This window comes from Curtobacterium sp. Csp2, from assembly GCF_013347165.1.
On sequence record NZ_CP054593.1, the window covers coordinates 853,796 to 877,606 of the forward strand.

Genomic DNA, 23,811 nt, shown 5'->3' on the forward strand with positions numbered 1-23,811 from the left:
GGCGGTCGTCCGGGCGGTCGGCTGCTCGTCAGGGGTCGGGTCGGGGCGACGGAGCCGGAGCGTCGCGGCCAGGCCGAGCACGAGGAACCCGGCAGCGGACCACGCTGCGGCTCGGGTCCCGTCGCTGAAGGCCGTCGCGGCGACGTCGGCGGTCGCGGCGTCGCGCTCCCGGAGGCCGGCGATCGCCCCGCCCGAGGACGTCACGACCGCGTCGGACACCCGGGACGCGACGCCGGACGGGGTCCCGGCGTCCTCGAGCCGCTGCTGGAGGAGTCCGCCCGTGCTGGTGAAGAGCACCGTCCCGAGCACCGCGATGCCGAGCGCCGACCCGATCTGCCGCGCGGTGCTCTGGGCGCCGGACGCCTCGCCGCTGCGCTCCACCGGGATGTCCTGCAGCACGACCCCGGTCAGCTGTGCGGTCGCGAGCCCGACGCCGAACCCGTAGACGAACAGGCACGGCACGACCGCCCACCACGGCGTGTCCGCGGAGACGACGAACCCGATCGCCGCGACCCCGACGATCTCCGCGGCGATGCCGATGCGGACGATGGGGAGGGGGCCGATCCGCTGGCCGGCGGTGGCCGCGAACCCGCTCGCCACGAACGAGCCGATCGCCAGTGCGAGCAGGACGAAGCCGGTCTGCAGTGCCGAGTAGCCGAGCACGTTCTGCAGCCAGAGCGGCAGTGACAGGACGATCCCGAACTCGCCGAGCGACACGATCAGGGCTGCGATCGACCCGTTCCGGAACGAGCCGATGCGGAACAGGTCGAGCGCGATCAGGGTCGAGCGTCCCGAGCGCTGCCGGCGTCGGGACCAGGCGACGAAGGCGATCCCGGCGACGATCGTCAGCGCGAAGGCGAACGGGATCGGGGAGGTGTCCGCCGGCCATGCCCAGTCGCCGACGCGGAAGCGCTCCGCGGGCGTCCACCACCCGTACGTCCGCCCCTCGATCAAGCCGAACACGAGCGACGCGCTCGTCAGCACGCTGAGCACGGCACCGACCACGTCGGTCCCGCCGGCGTGTGCGGCGTCCTGGGACTCCCGGACGGTGAGGAACGCACCGACGACGATCGCGATGCCGAGCGGCACGTTGATCCCGAAGGCCCAGCGCCACGAGAAGTCCGTCGTCAGCCAGCCGCCGAGCAGCGGGCCGACCGCGACCATGCCGCCGATGGTCGATCCCCAGACCGCGAAGGCGATGCCACGCTCGCGCCCGGTGAAGGTCGCGTTGACGAGCGACAGCGTGGTCGGGAGCACCATCGCGCCGCCCAGGCCCTGCAGGATGCGGGCCGCGACGAGCAGGTCTCCCGTCGGCGCGATCGCCGCGAGCACCGAGGCCACCACGAAGACCGAGACGCCGATCGTCAGCAGGCGCCGGCGTCCGTAGCGGTCGGCGAGCGACCCGAACACGAGCAGCAGTGCGGCGAACACCAGGGTGTAGCTCTCCTGGACCCACTGCACGAGCGTCGAGCCGATGTCCAGGTCGGCGACGATGCTCGGGATCGCGACGTTCACGATCGTCGAGTCGACGATGATCAGGGAGACCGCGACGCTGATGACGACGAGTCCCGCCCAGCGGCGGCGGTCGGGGACGGACGGGGTCTGCACGGGCCCTCCTGGTGGTCGGCCGACGGAGATCGTCAGCATGCTGACGACACTGTACGCCTGCGGCCCGTGCGCGTCCGGGAACGATGTGTCCGGGGACGCGTCCGGCGGGCGCACACGTCCCGTACCGCCCGCGTCCGGTTAGGCTGACCTGAGCCACGATGACCAACCACGACACCGACCGCACCGCGACCCCGCACCCGGGCACCACCCTCCGCACCGGGACCGGGTCCTCCCACGGCAAGACGATCCTGATCGGCGAGCACGCCGTGGTGTACGGCGTACCCGCACTCGTGCTGCCCGTCCTGGACGTCCGCGTGACCGCGACCGCGACCCCGGTGTCGTCGACCTCGGGCAGCGCACTGGAGTCCACCGTGCACACCGGTCCGCTCGACACCGCGCCCGCCGCCGTGCTGCCGACCGTCACGGCGGTCACGGCCACGCTGCGGCACCTCGGCGCCCCGGGGCAGCACCTGCACGTCCGCGTCGACAGCGCCGTGCCGACCGCCCGCGGCATGGGGTCGAGCGCCGCGGTCGCCGCCGCCGTCACGGCCGCCGTCGCCGACGTCTTCGACCGGACCCTGGAAGCGCAGGAGCACCACGAGCTCGTGCAGGAGTGCGAGCGGGTCGCCCACGGCCGACCGTCCGGGCTCGACGCCCGCGGTGTGGTCGCCGACGTCCCGGTGTGGTTCGAGGACGGCGTCGTCGAACCCGTCCCGCTCGGCGCCGCGTTCACGTTCGTCGTCGCCGACACCGGCGTCCCCGGGCACACGCGCGAGGCCGTCGCCGCCGTGCGGGAGCGGCACGACCGCGACCCGCAGGCCGTCGACGCCGTGGTCGCGGCGATCGGCGACCTCGCCCGTCGCGCACGGGGGACACTCGTGGACGGCGACGCACAGGGCCTCGGTGCCACGATGGACGCCGCGCACGGACTGCTCACCGAACTCGACGTGTCGAGCGCGGACCTCGACCGGCTCGTCGACGCCGCACGCCGTGCGGACGCCCTCGGCGCGAAGCTCACCGGCGGTGGGCGCGGCGGATGCGTCCTCGCGCTCGTCGCGGACGCCGCGCACGCCGACCGCGTCGCGACGGCCCTCCGTGCCGCCGGCGCGACGGAGACCTGGACCACCACGATCGGAGCCCGCGCCCTATGACCGCCACCGCCGTCGCGCACCCCAACATCGCGCTCGTGAAGTACTGGGGCAAGGCCGACGCGCAGCTCGCCCTCCCGGCGACGGGCAGCGTGTCGATGGGCCTCGACGTGTTCCCGACGACCACCACCGTCACGCTCGACGGTGCCGCGGCGGCGGACTCGCTCGTGCTGAACGGCGGCGCGGCCCCGGACGGCGCCCTGCTCCGCGTGCAGCAGTTCCTCGACCTCGTGCGCCGGGCCGCGGGGTCGTCCGTGCACGCCGCGGTGGTGTCGGAGAACACCGTGCCGACCGGCGCCGGACTCGCGTCGAGCGCGTCGGGCTTCGCGGCGCTCGCGACGGCCGCGGCCGCCGCGTACGGGCTCGACCTGTCCGAGCGCGACCTGTCCCGGCTCGCCCGTCGCGGCTCCGGTTCCGCCACCCGGTCGATCCCCGGCGGCGTCGCGGTGTGGCACGCTGGCGACGACCAGGCGTCGTTCGCCGAACGCGTCCCCGCGCCGCCGATGGCGATGGTGGTCGTGACGATCTCGGCCGGCGAGAAGGCGATCGGGTCGCGCGAGGCGATGCGCCGCACGATCGCGACCTCGCCGTTCTACCCGGCGTGGGTCGAGTCGACCACGGCCACCGTCGACGACATGCTCGCCGCGTGCGCCGCCGGCGACTTCGCCCGCATCGGCGAGCTCACCGAGAGCAACGCGCTCCGCATGCACGCCACCATCGAGGGCGCGTTCCCGCCGATCCGCTACCTGAACGCCCGGAGCGTCGCCGTGTTCGACGCCGTCGCCGGGCTCCGTGCCGACGGGCTGACCGCGTACGCCACGGCCGACGCCGGGCCGAACGTCGTCGTGCTCACCACGCCCGAGGACCGCGGCGCCGTCGCTGCCGCGCTCGCCGACCTGGGAGACGTCATCGAGTCCGGTACCGGACCAGGCGCGCACTTGCTCCGCTCCGAAGGAACGGAGGCACCTGGAGCGGGTGCCGTCCGACCGGAGGAGACCGCCGAGTGATCGAGTTCCGCGCCCACGGCAAGCTGTTCGTCGCGGGCGAGTACGCCGTCGTCGAGCCCGGGCAGCCGTCCGTGCTCATCGCCCTCGACCGCGCCATCACGGCCCGGGTCGCCGAGGGCCACGGCTCGGGCAGCGTGCACTCCGAGGAGTACGGCCACCTGCCGCTCACATGGACCCGCGCGGACGACGGGCTCGCACTCGACCGCGAGCACCACCCGTACGACTACGTGATGGCGACGATCGACCTCGTCGAGAAGCTCCGCGCCGAGCGGGGGATCGCCCCGCGGTTCCACGACCTGCGGATCGAGAGCCAGCTCGACGACGCCAGCGGTCGGAAGTTCGGGCTCGGGTCCTCCGCCGCCGTGACCGTCGCGACCGTCGGCGCGCTCGACCGCTTCTACGGCATCGGGCTGTCCCAGCGCGACCGCTTCCGGGTCGCCCTGCTCGCCACCATCCGGGTGAACCCCCGGGCGTCCGGCGGCGACCTCGCGGCGAGCACGTTCGGCGGGTGGCTGCGGTACAGCGCGCCCGACCGGGAGCGCCTCGCGGGGATGCTCGGCGGCCGGACGGTGTCCGAGGTCCTGGCCGACGCGGACGCCTGGGCCGGCTTCGACGTCGAACGGCTGCCGGCGCCGAAGGACCTCGAACTGCTGGTCGGCTGGACCGGTTCGCCCGCGTCCACGACGAAGCTCGTCGACGTCGTGCGGCGCCACCGCAACGGTGGCTACCCGGCGTTCCTCGACGAGAGCCGGACCTGCGTCGACGACCTGACCACGGGCCTCCGTTCCGGTGACGCGGCGCGGACGCTCGACGCCCTGCGACGCGCCCGCACGCTCCTGCAGGGGCTCGGCGCCTCGGTCGGGTCGCAGATCGAGACCGAGCGTCTCGCGACCCTGTGCGACGTGGTCGAGGCGGCCGGTGGGGCGGCGAAGCCGTCCGGCGCCGGCGGCGGCGACTGCGGCATCGCGCTCGTCCCGGCGGACACCGACCTCGCCGGCATCCACCGCGCCTGGGAGGCGCACGACATCAGACACCTCAGCGTCGCGGTGCAAGCGCCCGAAGGGAGCGTCGAATGACCGACCTGCTGACCCCGATCCCCACGAAGTGGGTGGGGCCGATCCGCGTGAGCGGCAACGCCGTCGAGGGCGAGCACGAGGTGCCGCTCGCGACGTACGAGTCGCCGCTCTGGCCGTCCGTCGGCCGCGGTGCCCGTGTCTCGCGGATGGTCGAGGGCGGGATCGTCGCGACCGTCGTCGACGAGCGCATGACCCGCTCCGTCGTCGTGAAGGCCGACAGTGCCGCCGCCGCGCACATCGCCGCGGGGCGGATCCTGGCGCGCCAGGACGAGCTCGAGCAGCTCGTCGCCGGGCAGAGCCGGTTCGCGAAGCTGATCGAGGTGCACCCGGAGATCGTCGGCGACCTGCTGTTCCTGCGCTTCGCGTTCACCACGGGCGACGCCTCCGGCCACAACATGGTCACGCAGGCGGCGGACAAGCTGCTGCCGGCGATCCTCGCGTGGGAGCCGGGCCTGCGGTACGTCAGCGTCTCGGGCAACTTCTGCACCGACAAGAAGGCCACGGCGGTGAACGGGATCCGCGGACGCGGCCGGAACACCATCGCCGAGATCGTCATCCCGGGCGAGGTCGTCGAGAAGCGGCTCCGGTCGAGTGCCGCGCGGATCGCCGAGCTCAACGTCGCGAAGAACCTCGTCGGGTCGACGATCGCCGGTGCCCTGCGCTCCGCGAACGCGCACTACGCGAACATGCTCCTCGGCTTCTACCTGGCCACCGGGCAGGACGCCGCGAACATCGTCGAGGGCTCGCAGGGCATCACCTACGCCGAGGCCCGCGGCGACGACCTGTACTTCTCGACCGCGCTGCCGCACCTGATCGTCGGCACGGTCGGCAACGGCAAGGGCGGCGACCTGCCGGTCGTCGAGGACGCGCTCGTGCGGCTCGGCTGCCGCGAGGAACGCGAACCCGGCGCGAACGCCCGACGCCTGGCGGCCCTGTGCGCCGCCACGGTCCTCTGCGGTGAGCTCTCCCTGCTCGCCGCCCAGACGAACCCCGGAGAACTGATGGCGGCCCACGTCGCCATGGAACGCCGGGGCTCCCGGCCTGCAGGAGGTGCAGCATGACCGCGCAGCAGCCGCTGAGCATCGGCATCCACGACATCGCGATCGCCACCGGCCACCACGTGCTCGAGCTCGACGACCTCGCCGAGCGCCTGGGTGTCGACCCCGCGAAGTACCACGTCGGCATCGGCCAGGACGCCTTCAGCGTGCCCGCGCCCGACGAGGACATCGTCACGATGGGGGCCGCCGCCGCGAAGGAGGTCATCGACCGCCACGGCGTCGAGGGCATCCGCACGGTCCTGTTCGCCACCGAGTCCGGCGTCGACCAGTCCAAGGCCGCCGGCGTCTTCGTGCACGGGCTGCTCGGCCTGCCGCAGTCGGTGCGCGTCGTCGAGCTCAAGCAGGCCTGCTACGGCGGGACCGCGGCCGTGCAGCTCGCGCTCGGCATCGTCGCGCGCGCCCCGCACGAGCGGGTGCTCGTGATCGCCGCCGACGTCGCGCGCTACGACGTCGACACCGCGGCCGAGCCCACGCAGGGCGCCGGTGCCGCCGCGATCCTGGTGTCCGCGGACCCGGACCTCGTCGAGCTCGAGCCGGCCGCCGGTGTCTTCACCGCCGACGTCGACGACTTCTGGCGTCCGAACGACCGCTCCACGGCGCTCGTCGACGGGCGGCTCTCGGTGAGCGCGTACGTCGACGCCTTCGTCGGTGCCTGGGACGACCTCGCCGCGCAGGGCGGTCCCGCGTACGCCGACATCACCCGCTTCGTGCACCACCAGCCGTTCACGAAGATGGCCCTCAAGGCGCACCGGAAGCTGACGCAGCACGTCGGGGAGCCCTTCGACGAGTCCGAGCTCGCGATCGGCTTCACCTACAACCGGCAGACCGGCAACACCTACACGGCGTCGATCTGGATCGGCCTCGCGGCACTCCTCGACCTGGACGACGAGCTCGGCGGGCAGCGCATCGCGATGTTCAGCTACGGCTCCGGCAGCGTCGGCGAGCTCATGACGGGCATCGTGCAGCCCGACTACCGGTCGCACCGCCGCGAGGGTCGCGTGCGCGCGGTGCTCGACGCGCGCGTCCGGCTGACGGTCGACGAGTACCGCGCGCTGCACGCCGGCGGCGCCGCCACCAGCGAGGACGTCGAGCGTCCCCGGGTCACCGCCGGTCCGTACCGGTTCGCCGGGGTGCGCGGTGGCGCGCGCCACTACGAGGCGGTCGCGCAGGACTGAGCGGGTCCGGCCCACCAGGACGCGGACGGGAGGATCGTGGCGGGCCCGCCACGATCCTCCCGTCCGTCGTCCGGGCACCCCGCGACCGCCCGCGCCGACGCCGCCCGGATCGCACGGCCGGCCGCGTGGATCCGCGCCGGTAGGCTGTCCACGGGACGAGGGGGAGTCGATGGCCGAGCGGGACGTGACGACGGTGGTCGCCGACCTCGTGCGCACGCTGCCGGCCGACCCGCGTCTCGACGACGTCGTGGCCGCGGTCGCCCGCACGGTCGGCACGCCGACACGCGTCGTCGACGTGGACGGCCCGTCGTGGGGCAGCCTCACCGCACTCGTCTCGCAGGCGCCGCACGAGAACCTCGTGCTCGTCCCCGCCGCCGTGCCGCCCCTGTACCGCATGCACTGCGTGCTGCACGAGCTCGGGCACCTGCTGCACGGCGACGCCGGGGCGCCGACGCCCGCATCGGTCGCGTCGCTCGCCGCAGGGACGAACGTGTGCCAACGGGACGTCGACGGCCGGAGCGCGGCGCACGGGGACGACCCGACGCAGACTGCCGGGCACGGGCTCGTGAGCGTGTCCGGCGACGACGAGCACTTCGCGGAGGACTTCGCGTACGAGGTCGCCACCGTCCTGCTCGGCGCGGGGTCGTCGGACGAGCGGGCCTACGGCTGATGGGTGCCCTGCACGCCGCCACCTTCTGGTGCGCGGCCTTCATCTTCGCGGCGCGGACGCCGTCGGTGCGGCGGAACCCGCGCGGTCGTGCGGCCTGGGCGGCGACCGGGGTGGGTGCCCTCGGGCTCCTCACCCTCGGCAGCGTCGTGCCGCAGACCGTGCTCGACGGGTGGCTCGGCGGCACGAACCTCGTCAACCTCGTGCAGAACGTCTGCGCGACCACCGCCTTCTGGCTCATGCTCCGCGCGTCCACGGGCGACCTGCCGCGCCGACCGGTCCTGGCGCACCCCCTCGCGCTGCTCGCGATGGTCACCGCGTTCACGATCCCGTTCGCCTGCATCACCGACCGGGGCACGACCGCGTTCCACTTCATCGTGCTCGGCATCGACCAGACCGCGATGTGGCTCTACGCCTCGGTCTACATGGCCTGCGTGGCCGCGATCACGGTGACGACGCTCGTGCGCGGGATGCCGACCGGGCGCGGGGCCCTCGGGGTCTTCCGGGTCGGACTCGTCCTCGTCGCCCTGGCCAGCGTGGAGGAGATCGTGTCGCTGACGGCCGACCACCTCGGCCTGGCCACCCCCGGCGTCCGCGACGCGTTGCGGTTCGCGTTCGACCCGCCCTTCTACCTCGGCATCGTGCTCGTCGTCGTCGGGATGGCCTCGTTCACGGTGCGCCGGTGGGTCCGCGACCTGCGGCTCGGCCGGCACCACCGTCGGCTCGCCCGCGTCGTCCGACACCACGGCCTGCGGCCCGTCGACCGCCGTGCCGACCTGCGGGTGCGGACGTACAACCTCGTCATCGCGATCCGCGACGCCGAGGTGCAGGGACGGACGATCGACCCGGGCGAGCTCGCGCACGTGCGGTCGGCGGAGCGGCTGCTCGCTCGGAACCTCGGAGGATGACGGCATGACGGTCGTGGTGTGGGCGCTCGTCGCCCTGGTGGTGCTCGTGGTGGTCGGCGGGCTGCTGGCCGTCCGTGCGGTGGTCGGCAAGATCGTCCTGCCCGGGCGGCACCGGTGGACGCCGGTGCTCGACGCGGACGCCGACTCGGTGCAGCTGCCCCTGACCGCCGACACGCTGCGGCCGGGGGAGTACGGCCTGTGGCACGAGGGCGACGGACACACCACGGTCGGGCCGGTGCTCGAGGTCGACGAGGCCGCCGGCACCGTCCGCCGCGCCGTGGTCCGGACGACCGGCGCGGTGTCCGCCCGGATCCGGTGGAGCGGTCACGTGCACCCCGACCCCGCCGCGATGGAGGTCGACTGGTCAGAGGTGTCGATCCCGACCCCGCTCGGCGCGGCACCCGCGTGGGTGGTGCGCCCCGCCCGCCCCGACGACGACGCCGCGGCCACGTGGGCCGTCCACGTGCACGGCATCCGGACGACCCGGGTGACCGCGCTCCGGACCGTCCCGGCGGCGCTCGAGGCCGGCTGGACCTCGATCGTGCCGTCGTTCCGCGGAGACGGTGAGGCGCCGTGGGAGGGACGCGCGTCGCACCTCGGTGCCCGGGAGTGGGTCGACGTCGAGGCAGCCCTCGACCACGCGGTCGCGAACGGTGCGCGGCGGATCGTCCTGGTCGGCTGGTCGATGGGCGCCACGATCACCCACGAGCTGCTGCTGCACTCGGCCCACCGCGACCTGGTCACGGGCGTGCTGCTCGTGGCGCCGGCGCTCGACTGGGAGGCGGCCGTCCGCTTCCAGGCGGCCCGCACCCCGGTGCCCGGGTTCGTCGTCTCCGCGGCCCTCGCGGCGATGCGCACGCCGCTGCTGCACCGCGTGGTCGGGCTCCGTGCGCCGGTCGACGTCCGGGCGCTCTCGTGGCTCCGGGTCCCGCCGCCCCTGCCGCCGACGCTGCTCGTGCACTCCGACGGGGACCGCACCGTGCCGTTCGCCGTGAGCCAGGAGTTCGCCGCGGGGGAGCCCGACCGGGTGACCCTGGTGGTCAGCGGCTCGGCCGAGCACGCGTGGGAGCGGAACCTCGACGCGGCGTGGTTCGACGCGCAGGTCGCCGGGTGGATCGCGGGGCTGCCGGCGCGCTGAGGGGCACCCCACGCGCAGATCGGCGCCCCTCGCGCGGGTCAGTAGACGTCGCGGACGTACCGCTTCGCGCGCCGCAGGTCGGCCAGGTACCCGAGCGCGTCGTCGGCGCCCCGGCCCCGCTGCTCGGCGACGACGTCGAGCAGCGCCTGCTCGACGTCCTTCGCCATCCGCGAGGCGTCGCCGCACACGTACACGAACGCGCCGTCCTCGAGCCACCGGTACAGCTCGACGGCCTGCTCCCGCATCCGGGTCTGCACGTAGACCTTCTCGGCCTGATCGCGTGAGAACGCCAGGTCGAGCCGGTCGAGCACGCCGGACTCCCGGAACGCGGTGAGCTCGTCCTCGTAGACGAAGTCCGTGTCGCGGTGCTGGTCGCCGAAGAACAGCCAGTTGCGCCCGGTCGCCCCGGCGGCCGCCCGCTCGTGCAGGAACCCGCGGAACGGCGCGATCCCGGTCCCGGGGCCGATCATCACCATCGGGGCGTCGCCGTCGGCCGGCACCCCGAACGCGGCGTTCGGCTGCAGGTACACACCGACCTCACCGTCCGCCTGCACCCGGTCCGCCAGGTACGTCGACGCGACGCCGTGGTGGGTGCGTCGGGTGTCCCCGTACCGGACGCTCGCGACGGTCAGGTGCACGCGGCCGGGGTGGGCGAGCGGGCTCGACGAGATCGAGTACTGCCGCGCCTGCAGTCCGCGGAGGTTCGGCAGCAGCTCGTCGAGCGACGGCGCCGCGGGTCCGGCGTCCACGAGCAGGTCGAGGACGTCCCGCCCCCACAGCCACCGGTCGAGCTCCTGCTTGTCGCCGTGCGCCACGACCGCGGCGAGCTCCGACGCGGGCGCACGCTGCACCAGGTCGGCGACGAGGTCCTTCGACGGCGTCCGGATCTCGCGCTCGACGCGCAGGACCTCGGCGAGCGGTCGGCCGTCGACGTCCGCCGCACCGTCCGCGCCGAGGTGGTCGATCAGCTGGTCGACGAGCGCCGGGTCGTTGTGCGGCACCACGGCCAGCGCGTCGCCGGCCGCGTACGTGATCCCGGAGTCACCGAGGTCGAACTCCAGGTGCCGGATCTCCTTCGCGCTCCGCGGCGCACTGAGCACCCGGTTCACGACGAGCGGCGCCCGGTACGGGGTGCGCTTGGTCCACTGCGCACCCGGCCGGGAGGCACGACCCGCGCCCGCCCCGCCGGCTGCGGTCGCGGTCGGCGCGGCCCCGGCAGCGGCGGTCCCGCCCGTCGCGGCGACGCCGGCCTGGGCGGCGATCCGGTCGAGGACGGCGGCGCTCCACAGGGCTGCCGGGTCCTCGTAGTCGACGTCGCAGTCCACCCGGTCGTGCACCCGCGTCGCGCCGAGCTGCTCGAACCGCAGGTCCAGGAGCTTCCCGGCCTGGCAGAACTCGTCGTAGCTCGTGTCGCCGAGTCCGAGCACCGCGTACTGCACGCCCTCGAGACGGGGGACCGCGGGGGATTGCAGCGCCTCCCAGAACAGGCCGGCGTTGTCGGGCATCTCGCCCTCGCCGTACGTCGAGGTGACGACGAGCACGTGCGACATGCCGGCGAGCTGCTCCGGCGACACGGCGTCGAGCGGGGTCGCCCGACCGCCGAGGCCCCTGGCGGTCGCGCCGGCGACGAGGTCCTCGGCGAGGAGTTCCGCGTTGCCGGTCTGCGTGCCGAACAGCACGTCGATCGTCGTGGTCGGCGCTGCCGGGGCGGCCTTCTTCCCCGCGGCGGCGATGCCCGCGATGAACCCGGCGAGCCAGGACTCCTGCGCGGCCGAGAACGGGGCGTCGACGGGGATGAGCGACCCGGTCGGGGGCATGGTCGTCATGCCGTCACCGCCTCGACCGGGGCGAGCGGCGCGCGGCGGGCGATGTCCTCGAGCGCCGCTGTGGCGAGCAGCTCGTCGAACCGTGCGGCTCGGCGTCGGCCGGCGTTCTTGGCGGTCTGGTGCATGATCCACCCCGTGGTTCCCGGCATGTCCGCGCTGCGGTTGTTCCGCTGCGCGAGCGCACGCTTGGCGTCGTCGAGCCGCTTCGTCGCGATGAGCGTCGCGAGCTCGTCGTCCGCGAAGGACTCGAGCGTGCGGCGCAGGTACTTCACGACCCGCTGCTTGACCTGGAAGTCCTCGGTCAGGACGAGGTTGCGGACCGCCTCGGTGACCCGGGGGTCGCCCGCCGCGGCACCGGGGACGCGCTCCTGCGCCACGTCCTGGGCGACCCCGAGCACGGTGTACGACGACAGGAGCGCGAACGTGTCCTCGCCCTGGTCGCCGAGCGCGGGAGCGCGGCCGTCGAGCACGGTGCGCCGGTCGCGGTAGTCCGTCTTGAACGCGCGGAGCTTGTCCGTCGCGACCGAGGTCGCGAGCTCGTCGAGGAGCTCCGGTCGAGTCGCGGCGGCGAGGATCTCGTCCGCGTCCTGGCTGAGCAGGAGCGCCCGCGGCATGCCGACGTACACGTGGTCGCGGGTGGTCTCCCACGCCGCGAGCAGCCGCTCGGCGAGCGCCGAGCCCGTCGCCTCGAGGTGCCACTCGAGCAGGAGCTTCGCGGCCGCCTCGTGGAACGCCCCGCGCCCGGTCTCCGTGACGGGGAACACCAGGAGCGAGTCGGTGCTCGCGCGCTCGGTCACCTGCCCCGAGGGGTCGTACTGGTACAGGAAGCCGCCGGACATGCCGTTCCCGAGCCCCTTGCCGAAGCCGCCGAGGTTGAGCACGGCACCGCCGGTCATGTACTCGCAGCCGAAGTCGCCGAGGCCCTCGACGACCGCGGTCGCCCCGGAGTTGCGCACGGCGAAGCGGTCGCCGGCCTCGCCCTCGACGAACGTCCGGCCGCCCGTGGCGCCGAACAGCGCGAAGTTGCCGACGAGGACGTTGCCGCCGCGCTCGGCACTGCCGCCGCCCGGCGCGCGGACGACGATCCGGCCGCCGGACTGGCTCTTGCCGACGCCGTCGTTCGCGGTGCCGGTGTGGTCGAGCGTCGTGCCGTCGTTCGTGAAGACCCCGTAGGACTGCCCCGCGGACCCGCTCGTGCGGATCGTCAGGGCGCCGTCGACCAGCCGACGGCGACCGCGGTCGTCCTCGGCGATCGCCGGGTGCCCGGACAGGTCGACCCCGCGGAGCTCGTGGTTCAGGATCCGCTCGATGTCGATGCCGAGCTGGCCGCCGACGGACTTGTCCGCGTTGCCGAGGACGACGCCGTCGACCACGAGCGCGCACTCGTGTCCGTCGACGAGCGCCGCACGCACCTGGTCGATGAGCGCGTCGTCGGTCCGGTAGTCCTTCTCGAGGTACTCCGGGTCCGCGACGACCTTCTCCGGCACCTGCGCCAGGAGGTCCCGCACGTCGAGCCGGCCGACGCTCGCCGGGTGGTCGAGCAGCTGCAGCAGGTCGGTGCGGCCGCGCGCCTCGCGGAGCGACCGCAGGCCGAGGCGCGCGAGGATCTGCCGAACGTCGTGCGCGATGTTGAGCAGGTACTGCGCGAGCGCACGCGGGTCGCCCTCGAACGCCTCGGCGTTCGTGGTCAGGCCGGCGGGGCACTTCACGTTGCAGTTCTTCGCCATCACGCAGCCGAGCATCATGAGCGCGGTCGTGCCGAACTCGAACGAGTCGCCGCCGAGCAACGCGCTCGTGACGACGTCCGATCCGGTCTGGTGGGCGCCGGAGCAGCGGAGCGTGACCTTCTGCCGCAGGCCGTTCGCGACGAGGGCCTGGTGCACCTCGGCGACGCCGATCTCCGCGGAGCGGCCCGCGTACTTCAGGCTCGTGACCGCCGCGGCACCCGTCCCGCCGGTGTTCCCCGCGACGTTGATGACGTCCGCGCCGGCCTTCGCGACGCCGACGGCGATCGTCCCGATGCCCTCGGAGGACACGAGCTTCACGACGACCCGGACGCGGGCGGCCTTGCAGTCGTGGATGAGCTGCGCGAGGTCCTCGATCGAGTACGTGTCGTGGTGCGGCGGCGGCGAGATGAGCTCGACGCCGGGCGTGCCCCCGCGTGCGGCGGCGATGTCCACCGTGACCTTCGGCGCGGGCAGCTGACCGCCCTCGCCGGGCTTGGCGCCCTGGCCGATCTTGATCTCGAGCTCCTCGAGCATCGGGTCGGCCAGGTAGCCCGCCCAGATGCCGAACCGACCCGAGGCGAACTGCTTGATCTTCGAGCCGCGGATCGTCCCGTAGCGGGAGTGGTGCTCGCCGCCCTCGCCCGAGTTCGACATGCCGCCGACCATGTTCGTGCCGTGCGCGACGGCCTCGTGCGCCGTGGCGACGAGGGCGCCGTGGCTCATCGCCCCGGACGCGAGCGTGCGGGTGATCTCGTGCGCGGGCTGCACCCGGTCGAGGTCCACGCTCGCCGGGGCCGCCTGCAGCAGCGCGAGGAGCGCGGCGGCGGCGCCGGTGGCGCGGAGCGTCACCTGGTCGTCGTCGACGGCGTCGACGTCCACCTGGCCCGGGTGCAGCAGGGCGAGCCCGTCCGCGAGGGCCCGGTGGCGTGCGGAACCCGTGGGCCCCGTCGACGTGAGCTCCAGGCGGAAGCGGGTCGTGCCTCCCGGCAGTCCGTCGGGCGAGGCGGGCCGCGAGCCGGACAGGCCGCGCACCGTGATGCTGGCGTTGCCGGTCGTCGAGAACCGGCCGAGCTCGCGTGCGAAGTCCTCGGCCTCGTCGATGCCCGTGACGTCCGCGGGCAGCGCGAGCACGTCGCGGAGCGCGGCGGGACGGCGGGACCGCTCGTCGTGGGTGGTCTGCAGGAACGACACGTAGCCGGGCGTGATGCGGTGCGCGTCGACCTCGGCGTCGCTCAGCCGGTCGTAGCCGGTGCCCCGGTACGCGCTGTCGGTGATGCCGAAGGCGTCGTCGAGCTGGCCGAGGGTCAGCAGGCGGAGCGCCTCCGAGCCGCCGGCACGCTCGAAGGCCGGGCGCTCCTCGGTCATCCCGCCGAAGCCGCGGACGCTCGCGACGCCGAACGAGTGCCCGGCGCCGTCGGAGCGCTCCTTGAACAGGCCGAGCAGCGGGACCTGGGCCTCGGTCGCGACCGAGCGGGCGCGCTCGTGCCACTCCGTCGCGGCCTGTGCGATGCGGGTGAAGCCGACACCGCCGACCGGGGCCTGCATGTACGGGAACACCCGGGCGAACAGGTCGTCCCCGGTGTCCAGGTAGTTCGGCTCGAAGAACGCGCCGCCGATGTAGCTCTCCGCGGTGCACAGGCCGACGCGGCCCATCGTCTTGGCGAGGGCCTTCTCGGCCGCCTTCCGGAAGCGCCGCAGGGCCAGGTCGGTCGCGGTGACCTCGCCGGCGGGGGCGGCCTCGGCGGGGTACTGCACCTCGGCGCGGAGCCGGGCCGACAGGCTGTAGACCGCCGACGCACCGAAGCCGAGCGCCGTGGCCACGTGGTGCGAGGACGGGAGCTGCCCGGACTCGGCGACGATCGACAGGCGCAGGCGCAGGCCGGTCTCGATGAGCCGCTGGTTCACGGCCGCGACCGCCAGGATCACCGGGAGCGGTGCGCGGGTCGAGGACACCGCGCGGTCGGTCAGGACCGCGATGCCGCCCGTGGTGCGCGCGAACGCCTCGACCCGGTCGCACAGGGCCTCGACGGCGGAGCGGACGGCGTCCGCGTTGGCGTGCTCGTCGTCGACGACGGGCACGTAGAGCATGTCGAAGCGCTCGAGCGGGACGACGTCCTGGTCGCGCAGGCGGACCATGTCGAGGTGGCCGAGCACGGGGGACTGCACGACGATCTGGCGGGTCGGGACGGCGGCCGTGCCGGTGTCGGCCTGCGCGCTGGTGTGTCCACCAGCGGCCGCCCGCGTGTGGGCGTCGAGCTTGGCGCCGAGGGCCACGCGCATCGACATGCCGTCGGCCTCGCGGATCGAGTCGAGCGGCGGGTTCGTCACCTGGGCGAAGCGCTGCGAGAAGTACTTCGCCATGCCGCCCTCGGTGTCGCTCAGGGCGTTGATCGCGTTGCCGTAGCCCATCGCCGAGATGCGCTCCGAGCCGTTCGCGAGCATCGGGTCGAGCATGAACCGGAAACTCTCCTGGTTCAGCGAGTAGGCGACGTAGCGCCCGGCGAGCGACAGGTCCCCGTCGTAGCCGAGCGTGCTCGTGCCGCGCTCGTACGCGGGCGCGGGCAGGGCGTCGAGCTCCACCCGGGCGGCGTCGAGCAGCGCGCCGAAGGGCCTGCGGGCGGCGAGCAGCTCGAGGGCCTCGCGCGTGCGCAGCACCGAACCCGTGCGGTGGTCGACGACGAGCATGCCGCCGGCCTCGATCCGGCCGCGGTGCACGACCTCGTCCGCGGCGAACGCCACCTGGCCGGACTCCGACGCGACCATCAGGTACTCGGCGGTCTGCACCGTGCGGAGCGGCCGGAGGCCGAGCCGGTCGAGGCGGGCGCCGACCACGTCGCCGTCGCTGAAGATCACGGCGGCGGGACCGTCGTTCTTCTCCTCGTACAGCGAGTGGTACTCGAGCATGTCGCGCACCGCCGGGGTGAGCGTGCGGTCGTTCTCCCACGCCGGGGGCATGAGCGTCACGACGGCCTCGACCAGGTCCAGGCCGTCGTCGAACACCCGGCTCTGCAGGGTCTGGTCGAGCCGGCTCGAGTCCGACTGCCCTGGCGGCCGGACGATGCTGCGCGTGCGGGCGCGCGCCGAGGCCTCGTCGGACAGCCGGTTCTTGCGGTCGGTGTTCAGCTCGCCGTTGTGCGCCATCAGGCGGAACGGCTGCGCCATCGTCGGGTGCGGCTCGGTGTTCGTCGAGAACCGGGTGTGGAAGTACAGCGTCCGGACCGAGTGCCGCGGGTCGCGCAGGTCGGTGAAGTAGCCGATCACCTCGCCCGAGTTCAGCCGGCCCTTCAGCACCTGGGTCCGGGCGCTGAGCGACAGCGGGTACAGGGCGGCGTGCGGTGCGTGCTCCTCGGCGGCGCGGGCGTAGGACACCGCCTCGATCGCGAGGAGCGCGCGGTTCGCCGCGGCGTCGACGTCGGCGCGGGACCAGGACTCCGGGGCGCGGAAGACCCACTGCGCGATCGGCAGCTGGTACTGCTCGGCCTCCGGACGGGCGACGCCGTGGTCGACCGGGACGTCGCGGACCAGGAGCAGCTCGAAGCCCTGCTCGGCCAGCTCCGCCGTCACGAGGCGTTCGGCGCCGGCACGCTCGTCGGGGTCGGACGGCACGAAGCAGTTCGCGACGCCGAAGTGCCCGGCGCGCAGGGTCTGGCCGGTGATCGCGCTGAAGAACTCCACCGACAGGTCGATGCTCACGCCCGCGCCGTCTCCGACGCCCTCGGCGGACTTGCCGCCGCGGTGGGGGATCGCGCACAGCGCCTCGTCGCCCTTCACCAGGACGTCGTGGCTCGGGGTCCCGTCGAGACGGGTGATGAAGCCGACGCCGCAGTCGCTCGATTCGCGAGCAGGGTCGTACAGGCCGAAGGGGGAGGGGTTCACGAGCGGGTCCAGTGGAGCGAGTGCCGGCAGCGGTCGGCCAGGCTGCATCGGTGGAGCGCTCGCCGCGGGCAGACCGTCGGGTGGTGGCCGGGCCCTGTGGGGTGGTGCGGTAGGGCGATGCTACGGGTTGATATACCGCGCACGCAACAGACCGACCGGACGGGAGGCACGGGTCGGGTCCGGCGGGCGGGCGGCGGTCCCGGTGCGGGTCCGGTTCTGGTTCGGGTGCCAGTTCCGCAAGACGCAACGTCGGCGGTTCCTCGCAGCGACATCCCGCTGCGAGCAGCCGCCGACGCCCGCGTTCCGCGGGCGGGGCGGTCAGTTCGTGCGTTCCTCCACGACCTGCCGCTCGCCCCCGGTTGCGGGAGCGGCTGCGGGCGCGGGCGCGGGTGCGTCGCCCGGCCGCACGAGCACGGGGCGACGCCGCGTGCGGAACACCCACGCCTTGAAGAGCACGAACCGGACCCCGGTCGCGACGAGGTTCGCCCCCGTGAGCACGAGCACCTCGGCCCCGTGCGACGCCCCGGGCGTCGTCGCATGCAGCACCACGAGCGACCCGGACGTGATCGCCCACGCGATCCCGAACACGACGAGCCCCTGCACGTGGTGTCGGCCGGCACCGGCACGGCCGCGCACACCGAACGTGAACCGTCGGTTGAGGGCGGTGTTGCCGATCGCCGTCACCAGGAGCGCCAGGAAGTCCGCGGTCTGCGCACCGATCGCCGGGCGGAACAGCGCGTACAGCAGCGCGAAGGCGAGCGTGGAGAGGACCCCGATCGTGCCGAACCGCAGCACCTGTCCCAGGATCCCGACGTGCGGCGTGCTGAACGGACGCCGGCCGATCGCGTCGTACACCGGGGCGATCGGGATCCGTCCGGTGGCCAGGCCACGCGAGACCCGCCACATGCCCTTGAGGTCCTCGGTCGCGGTCGAGGCGATGTGCACCGAGGAGTTCACGTCGTCGACCCAGTCGACCGGGACCTCGTGGATGCGCAGTCCCGCGTGCTCCGCCAGCACGAGCAGCTCGGTGTCGAAGAACCAGGCGTCGTCCTCGCAGAGCGGCAGCAGGTGCTCCGCGGCCTCGCGGGTGACGGCCTTGAACCCGCACTGCGCGTCGGAGAACGAGACCCCCATGGTGCTGCGGAGGAGCAGGTTGTACGAGCGGGAGATGAACTCGCGCTTGCCGCCCCGGACCACGCGGGAGGACCCGACCAGCCGCGTGCCGATCGCCACGTCGGAGTGGCCGGACAGCAGCGGCGCGACGAGGGGCTCGAGTGCCGCGAGGTCCGTCGACAGGTCCTCGTCCACGTACACGAGCACCGCGGCGGGGGAGTCACCCCACACCGCCTTGAGCGCGCGCCCACGTCCCTTGCACGCCAGGTGCACCGCGTGCACCTCGGGCAGCATGGCCGCGAGGTCGTCGGCGATGCGCGCGGTGTCGTCGGTCGAGGCGTTGTCCGCGATCGTGATCCGCCACGAGTGCTGCAACGAGGTCCGGCAGAACTGGTGCAGGCGCCGGACGTGTGCGGCGAGCGTGTCCTGCTCGTTGTGGCAGGGCACCACGATGTCGATGTCGATGTCGAGGGTCTGGTCCGAGTCCGTCATGCCGATCAGGCTCGGCAGCGCTCCGATGCGGACCGCAGCAGCACCCTGTGCCGCGCGTAAGAAGCGGCGCCCGGCTCAGTCGCCGAGGCCGAGCAGCACCTGCACCACCGCGACGACCGCGAGCGCCGCGATCGGGACGCCCGCGATCCAGGCGCCCGCGCGCATCTGGGTCCGGCGGATGGTCGGTGGCTCGTGCGAGGCCTGCGCGAAGCGCGTCGCCGCGACGAGCTCGGGAGCGCCGGCGGGCGGCTCCGGCTCGGGCTGCGGGCGGTCGTCCTCGAACGCCGGGACCTCGACCACGAGGTCCTCCGGCCGGGGGTGCTCCGGCAGGTGGTCGTACCGGTTGTCCATCGCGTCCGCCCTCCGCTCGTGCCCGCAGCGTACCCGCCGGAGCGGCAGACCGGAGCGGCGGACCGGAACGGTCAGGACGACGGACGACCGGATCGGTCAGGACGCGGGGCGGACCGGCAGCTCCACCGTGAACGCCGTGCGCCCCGGCTCGGAGACGACCCGCACCGTGCCGCCGTGCGCCTCGACGACCGCGCGCACGATCGCGAGCCCGAGGCCGCTCGTCCCGTGCTCCCGCGTCCGGGACGCCGACCCCCGGGTGAACCGGTCGAACAGCGTCGGCAGGACGTCCGCGTCGATCGGCGGCCCGTCGTTCGCGACCACGAGCCGCACGAGCGGAACGCCGCCGGAGTCGTGCTGCAGCGAGTCCTGCTGCAGCGCGACCTGCTGGAGCGAGACCACGACCGTCGTGCCCTCGGGGGTGTGCGTCCGCGCGTTCGACAGCAGGTTCGTCACCACGCGCCGCAGCTGCCCGGGGTCGCCGGACACCGCGACCGGGTGGTCGTCCGCGAGTTGCAGCGTCCACCGGTGTCCCGGCGCCGTGGCCCGGGCGTCCACGGTGGCCTCGACGACCGTCGCGGTCAGGTCGACGACCTCGCGCACGGGGTCAGGTCCGGCGGCCAGCGCGGTCGCGTCCAGCCGGGCGAGCAGCAGGAGCTCCTCGACGAGGTCGCCCATGCGCCGGGCCTCGCGGCCGATCCGGTCGACGTTGCGGTGCAGGTCGTCGACGTCGTCGGTGGTCCGGGACAGCTCGGCGTAGGCCCGGACTGTGGCGATCGGCGTGCGCAGCTCGTGCGAGGCGTCGGCGACGAAGGTCCGCATCCCGCGCTCAGCGTCCCGTCGGACGGTCAGCGCCCGGGCGACGTGCCCGAGCAGCCGGTTCAGGGCCGAGCCGACCTGGCCGACCTCGCGGTTCACGACGAGGTCCGCCGGTGCGACCCGGGCCGCGATGTCCGGGTCACCGCGCTCGAGGTCCAGGTCGGTGACGCTCGACGCGACCGACGCCACGCGCTCGAGCGGGCGCAGCGACCGACGGACCGTCAGGGTCAGCGCCCAAACGGCGACGACCAGCGCGAGGAGCGTGACGCTCCCGACCACGACGACCAGTCGCACGATGCCGGCGTCGAGGTTCCCGAGCGGCAGGGCGGTCACGAACACGTCGCCGTCGTCGCCGACCGCCTGCGCCCGGTACGAGCCGAGCGACCCGAGGGTCACCGTCACGGGCTCGCCGTCGGCCGCCACGGTGCCGAGCTGCCGTCGCTGCGCGGCGGTCAGCGCGTGCTGTCGGCCCTCGTCGTCGGTGTAGCCGGCCAGCACCGGGTCACCGTCCCGGAAGATCGCCACCACCGTGTCGGCCGCCTGCCCGGGGGCGCCGATGAAGGTGTTGTCCGGGTCGGGCCGTGCCGACGACGTCCCGTCCGACCCCGGCGGCGGTCCGCTCGGCCGCTCGCCGTCGCGGCCGCCTGGTGTCCGCCCCGCGGCCGTCGCCAGCTCGGCGTCGAGCCGCCCGACCAGGTACTCCCGGTAGGCGACGACGGTGACCGCGCCGACGACGACGTTCGTCACGACGAGCAGGAGCGCCACGGCCCCCACGATCCGCCACCGCAGCGACGGGGTGCGGACCGGCCGGGAGGCACGGGTCGGCTCCGCGGGACCGCTCACGTCGTCGGCCGCAGCACGTAGCCGGCCCCGCGGACCGTCTGCAGCATCGGCTCGCGTCCGGCGTCGAGCTTCTTCCGCAGGTACGAGACGTACATGTCGACCAGGTTCGAGGACGTGCCGAAGTCCATGCCCCAGACGCTCGCCAGGATCTGCTCGCGGGAGAGCACCCGGTTCGCGTTGCGGGCGAGGTGCCGGAGCAGCTCGTACTCGGTCGGCGTGAGGTCGACCGGCTCGTCCCCGCGGCGGACGGAGCGGTCCTCCTCGTCGAGCCGGAGGTCGCCGACGACGACCGCCGACGAGCCGGGCGCCGCGACGACCTGGGGTGCGGTGCGGGCGAGGATGCGCGCCCGGACCAGCAGCTCGTCGATGCCGAAGGGCTTGGTCAGGTAGTCGTCACCGCCGCCCGTGAGCCCGGCGAGCCGGTCCTCGGGGGCGTCCCGCGCGGTGAGGAACAGCACGCGGACCGGGTCCCGGGCGTCACGGAGGCGCTCGAGGACCTCGAACCCGTCGATGTCCGGCAGCATCACGTCGAGCACGACCACGTCCGGCAGGAACTCCCGCGCGGCGAAGAGCACGTCGCGGCCCCGGTGCACGGTGCGCACGGCCCAGCCGTCGCCCGTGAACGCGAGGGCGACGGCCTCGGCGAGCGCGTGCTCGTCGTCGACGACGAGGACCCGGACGGGCGTGCCGTCGGTCCGCCGCAGTGCTCGGTCGGCCATGTCGGCGAGCCTATCCGGGCCCTCGTCGTGCATCACTTCGCGGTGGTCAGGTCGTAGACCGTCGACCCGCCGACGGTGGTGCTGTCGTAGTTCGCCGCCACCCACTCCTGGATCGCCGAGGCGGTGGACGAGCCGCCGCCCATCCCGCGGCCGCTGCCGGAGCTGATGTAGTAGCCGATCTTGCCCTCGGCGACCAGCGCCTTGAACTCGGCGAGGGTCGGCGTCGGGTCGCTCGACCACCCGCCGATCGCCATCACCGCGGTGTCGGAGTCGAGTTCGAGCTGTGCGGCCGACTGGGAACCGTTCACCGCGGCGGACCACGTCGTGTCCGTCGCCGCGAGGAGCTTCGTGAGCGCCGCGGAGGTCGTCGCACCCTCGACGCCAGCGCCGCCACCCGTCCGGCCATCCACGCCGGTCGCGCCCTCGCCGGTCGTGCTCTCGCCGCTGGCGCCCTCGCCGGTGGTGCCGCCGGGCATCGTCGGCATCGAGCCGGTCGGCGGCTGGCCGCCGGGACCCTGCTGGGAGCCGTCGGTGCCGTCGGAGCCGTCGGTCTCGGAACCGGCGGCCGACCCGCCGGGGCCTGCCGTGCCTCCCGGCATGCCGCCGCCCCCGGGACCGCCACCGAACCCACCGGAGCTGCTGCCCGCCGGACCGACGCTCGGGATCGACCCGGAGTGCGCGACGGTGGTCGTGACGAGGGCGTAGGCGGTGGTGCCGGTCAGGCCGAACAGCGTGCCGGCGAGGACGCCCACGGCGACCAGGCGGCGGAGGGTCGGCACGCTGCCGACCACGATCGCGGCCGCGGCGAGGAGTCCGCCGAACAGCACCACCCAGCGCAGCCAGGGGAGCCAGGTGGGGTCCTCGTTCAGCAGGCACCAGCTCCAGAACGCGGTCCCGCCCACCATCGCGGCGAGGCCGAGGCGACCGGTGACGCGCTCGCGGGCGTGCCAGAGCAGGGCGCCGCCGGTGCCGACGAGGCCGGCGATCGCCGGGGCGAGGGCCACCGTGTAGTACGGGTGGATCGTGCCGGACATGAACGAGAAGACGAGCCCGGTGACGAGCAGCCAGCCGCCCCACAGCACCAGGCCGGCGCGGGCGGGATCGGCGAGGTGCCGACGGCCGACGACCACCAGGCCGAGGACGAGCGCGACGAGTGCGGCGGGCAGGAGCCAGGAGATCTCGAGCCCCATCTCGGACGAGAACAGGCGGTCCAGGCCGGTCGAGCCGCCGAACGACGAACCCGCGGTGCCGCCGCCCATGCCGCCACCGCCACCGCCGCCGCCGTTGCCCGAGCCGCCGAAGATCCGGCCGAGGCCGTTGTACCCGAAGACGAGGTCGAGGACGGTGTTGTTCGTCGACCCGCCGATGTACGGACGGGACTCCGCGGGCCAGAGTGCCACGGCGACGACCCACCAGCCGGCGGACACGACGAGGGACACCGCCGCGATGCCGAGGCCGATCGCGCGCTTCCCCCACGACGTGCGTGCGGCGACCAGGTACACGAGCCCGAAGGCCGGCAGGACGAGCAGGCCCTGCAGCATCTTCGTCAGGAACGCGAAGCCGAGGGCGACCCCCGCGAGGGCGATCCACCGCCAGCTGCCCCGGGGCAGGGCGCGGACCGTGCAGTACGCACCCGCGGTCATGAGCAGGACGAGCAGCGCGTCCGGGTTGTCGAAGCGGAACATCAGCGCCGCCGCCGGGGTCGCCGCGACGACGAACCCGGCGAGGAGCGCACCGACGTTCGCGGTGGTCGTGCCGAGGCGGGCGAGGGTCCGTCGGACGGTTCCCCACACGAGGGCGACCGAGGCGACGGCCATGAGCGCTTGGGGCAGCAGCAGGCTCGTCGACGAGAAGCCGAAGAGCCGCGCGGACAGCACCATCACCCAGAGCGAGGCCGGGGGCTTGTCGACGGTGATGAAGTTCGACGAGTCGAGCGAGCCGAAGAAGAACGCCTCCCACGACTTCGTACCGGCCTGCACGGCGGCGGCGTAGAAGCTGTTCGCGTACCCGGAGACGCTGAGGTCCCAGCAGTACACGACGGCGGTCAGGGCGAGGAGGGCCCAGAAGGCCGGCCGGAGCCAGCGGGCGTCCTCGCGCTCGCCGGCGAACAGGCGGACGAGCGGCGGCCGACGCCGGTCCCGCGCGGCGGTGGTCCCGCCGGGACGTGCGTGGCCCGGACGGTCGGTCACGGGGGTCGGGTACGTGGTCATGCCGGTGAGCCTCCACGGCGTTCCCCGTGCGACCCGATGCGCTGCCTTGGCGC

General features: G+C 74.0%; 16 protein-coding genes. 8 read left to right on the forward strand and 8 right to left on the reverse strand.

The genetic code is table 11. The features are described from left to right. A partial coding sequence (locus HUN59_RS04260) for a DHA2 family efflux MFS transporter permease subunit (RefSeq protein WP_174779366.1) occupies nt 1–1,647 on the reverse strand: 1,647 nt, incomplete at its 3' end. 119 nt (nt 1,648–1,766) lie between these two features. On the opposite strand from HUN59_RS04260, the gene mvk reads away from it, so the two are divergent. The 8 genes from mvk (at nt 1,767) to HUN59_RS04300 (ending at nt 9,785) form a co-directional block, all read left to right on the forward strand. After that, a complete protein-coding gene (gene mvk, locus HUN59_RS04265) occupies nt 1,767–2,759 on the forward strand; it encodes a mevalonate kinase (protein WP_174777595.1) in 993 nt (330 codons plus the stop codon). Further along, nucleotides 2,756–3,763 carry a diphosphomevalonate decarboxylase gene (mvaD, locus tag HUN59_RS04270; protein WP_174777596.1) on the forward strand — a complete coding sequence of 336 codons (1,008 nt, stop codon included), beginning with the start codon at nt 2,756–2,758 and terminating at the stop codon, nt 3,761–3,763. The genes mvk and mvaD overlap by 4 nt, the downstream gene beginning before the upstream one ends. Then, the gene (locus HUN59_RS04275) at nt 3,760–4,839 is read left to right on the forward strand and encodes a phosphomevalonate kinase (RefSeq protein WP_174777597.1); all 1,080 of its coding nucleotides are present in this window, start codon (nt 3,760–3,762) and stop codon (nt 4,837–4,839) included. Before mvaD ends, HUN59_RS04275 begins: the two co-directional genes overlap by 4 nt. Then, nucleotides 4,836–5,900, forward strand: a complete 1,065-nt coding sequence (locus HUN59_RS04280; RefSeq protein WP_114850574.1) for a hydroxymethylglutaryl-CoA reductase — start codon at nt 4,836–4,838, stop codon at nt 5,898–5,900. The genes HUN59_RS04275 and HUN59_RS04280 overlap by 4 nt, the downstream gene beginning before the upstream one ends. After that, complete coding sequence (locus HUN59_RS04285; RefSeq protein ID WP_141862684.1) at nt 5,897–7,072, forward strand: hydroxymethylglutaryl-CoA synthase; 1,176 nt, start codon at nt 5,897–5,899, stop codon at nt 7,070–7,072. The genes HUN59_RS04280 and HUN59_RS04285 overlap by 4 nt, the downstream gene beginning before the upstream one ends. Before the next feature lie 169 nt (nt 7,073–7,241). Then, nucleotides 7,242–7,742: a hypothetical protein gene (locus HUN59_RS04290; protein ID WP_174777598.1), complete on the forward strand. Its 501-nt coding sequence runs from the start codon at nt 7,242–7,244 to the stop codon at nt 7,740–7,742. Further along, entirely contained in the window at nt 7,742–8,647 is a 906-nt protein-coding gene (locus HUN59_RS04295; RefSeq protein ID WP_174777599.1) for a hypothetical protein, read from the forward strand. The genes HUN59_RS04290 and HUN59_RS04295 overlap by 1 nt, the downstream gene beginning before the upstream one ends. Before the next feature lie 4 nt (nt 8,648–8,651). Continuing rightward, the gene (locus HUN59_RS04300) at nt 8,652–9,785 is read left to right on the forward strand and encodes an alpha/beta hydrolase family protein (RefSeq protein ID WP_174777600.1); all 1,134 of its coding nucleotides are present in this window, start codon (nt 8,652–8,654) and stop codon (nt 9,783–9,785) included. Nucleotides 9,786–9,823: 38 nt separating this feature from the next. Here HUN59_RS04300 and HUN59_RS04305 read toward each other — a convergent pair whose 3' ends face one another. From HUN59_RS04305 to HUN59_RS19930, 7 genes are all read right to left on the reverse strand, one after another. Then, the gene (locus HUN59_RS04305) at nt 9,824–11,611 is read right to left on the reverse strand and encodes a sulfite reductase subunit alpha (RefSeq protein ID WP_174777601.1); all 1,788 of its coding nucleotides are present in this window, start codon (nt 11,609–11,611) and stop codon (nt 9,824–9,826) included. Then, a complete protein-coding gene (locus tag HUN59_RS04310) occupies nt 11,608–17,214 on the reverse strand; it encodes a glutamate synthase-related protein (RefSeq protein WP_217483618.1) in 5,607 nt (1,868 codons plus the stop codon). Before HUN59_RS04310 ends, HUN59_RS04305 begins: the two co-directional genes overlap by 4 nt. 318 nt (nt 17,215–17,532) lie before the next feature. Continuing rightward, nucleotides 17,533–18,819 carry a glycosyltransferase gene (locus tag HUN59_RS04315; RefSeq protein ID WP_174777603.1) on the reverse strand — a complete coding sequence of 429 codons (1,287 nt, stop codon included), beginning with the start codon at nt 18,817–18,819 and terminating at the stop codon, nt 17,533–17,535. 75 nt (nt 18,820–18,894) lie between these two features. Continuing rightward, nucleotides 18,895–19,170, reverse strand: a complete 276-nt coding sequence (locus HUN59_RS04320) for a hypothetical protein (RefSeq protein ID WP_174777604.1) — start codon at nt 19,168–19,170, stop codon at nt 18,895–18,897. 96 nt (nt 19,171–19,266) lie between these two features. After that, the gene (locus HUN59_RS04325) at nt 19,267–20,751 is read right to left on the reverse strand and encodes a sensor histidine kinase (protein ID WP_174777605.1); all 1,485 of its coding nucleotides are present in this window, start codon (nt 20,749–20,751) and stop codon (nt 19,267–19,269) included. Between the two features lie 74 nt (nt 20,752–20,825). Next, on the reverse strand, nt 20,826–21,548 hold the full coding sequence (locus HUN59_RS04330; RefSeq protein ID WP_144804916.1) for a response regulator transcription factor: 723 nt from the start codon (nt 21,546–21,548) through the stop codon (nt 20,826–20,828). A gap of 32 nt (nt 21,549–21,580) precedes the next feature. Continuing rightward, nucleotides 21,581–23,758 carry a glycosyltransferase family 39 protein gene (locus tag HUN59_RS19930; protein ID WP_174777606.1) on the reverse strand — a complete coding sequence of 726 codons (2,178 nt, stop codon included), beginning with the start codon at nt 23,756–23,758 and terminating at the stop codon, nt 21,581–21,583. Nucleotides 23,759–23,811 lie beyond the last annotated feature (53 nt).

Bases quoted from the DNA above. Each gene is read 5' to 3' on its own strand.
- mvk (WP_174777595.1), top strand. From the start codon at position 1,767: ATGACCAACCACGACACCGACCGCACCGCGACCCCGCACCCGGGCACC.
- mvaD (WP_174777596.1), top strand. From the start codon at position 2,756: ATGACCGCCACCGCCGTCGCGCACCCCAACATCGCGCTCGTGAAGTAC.
- HUN59_RS04280 (WP_114850574.1), top strand. From the start codon at position 4,836: ATGACCGACCTGCTGACCCCGATCCCCACGAAGTGGGTGGGGCCGATC.
- HUN59_RS04285 (WP_141862684.1), top strand. From the start codon at position 5,897: ATGACCGCGCAGCAGCCGCTGAGCATCGGCATCCACGACATCGCGATC.
- HUN59_RS04290 (WP_174777598.1), top strand. From the start codon at position 7,242: ATGGCCGAGCGGGACGTGACGACGGTGGTCGCCGACCTCGTGCGCACG.
- HUN59_RS04295 (WP_174777599.1), top strand. From the start codon at position 7,742: ATGGGTGCCCTGCACGCCGCCACCTTCTGGTGCGCGGCCTTCATCTTC.
- HUN59_RS04300 (WP_174777600.1), top strand. From the start codon at position 8,652: ATGACGGTCGTGGTGTGGGCGCTCGTCGCCCTGGTGGTGCTCGTGGTG.
- HUN59_RS04305 (WP_174777601.1), bottom strand. From the start codon at position 11,611: ATGACGACCATGCCCCCGACCGGGTCGCTCATCCCCGTCGACGCCCCG.
- HUN59_RS04315 (WP_174777603.1), bottom strand. From the start codon at position 18,819: ATGACGGACTCGGACCAGACCCTCGACATCGACATCGACATCGTGGTG.
- HUN59_RS04320 (WP_174777604.1), bottom strand. From the start codon at position 19,170: ATGGACAACCGGTACGACCACCTGCCGGAGCACCCCCGGCCGGAGGAC.
- HUN59_RS04330 (WP_144804916.1), bottom strand. From the start codon at position 21,548: ATGGCCGACCGAGCACTGCGGCGGACCGACGGCACGCCCGTCCGGGTC.
- HUN59_RS19930 (WP_174777606.1), bottom strand. From the start codon at position 23,758: ATGACCACGTACCCGACCCCCGTGACCGACCGTCCGGGCCACGCACGT.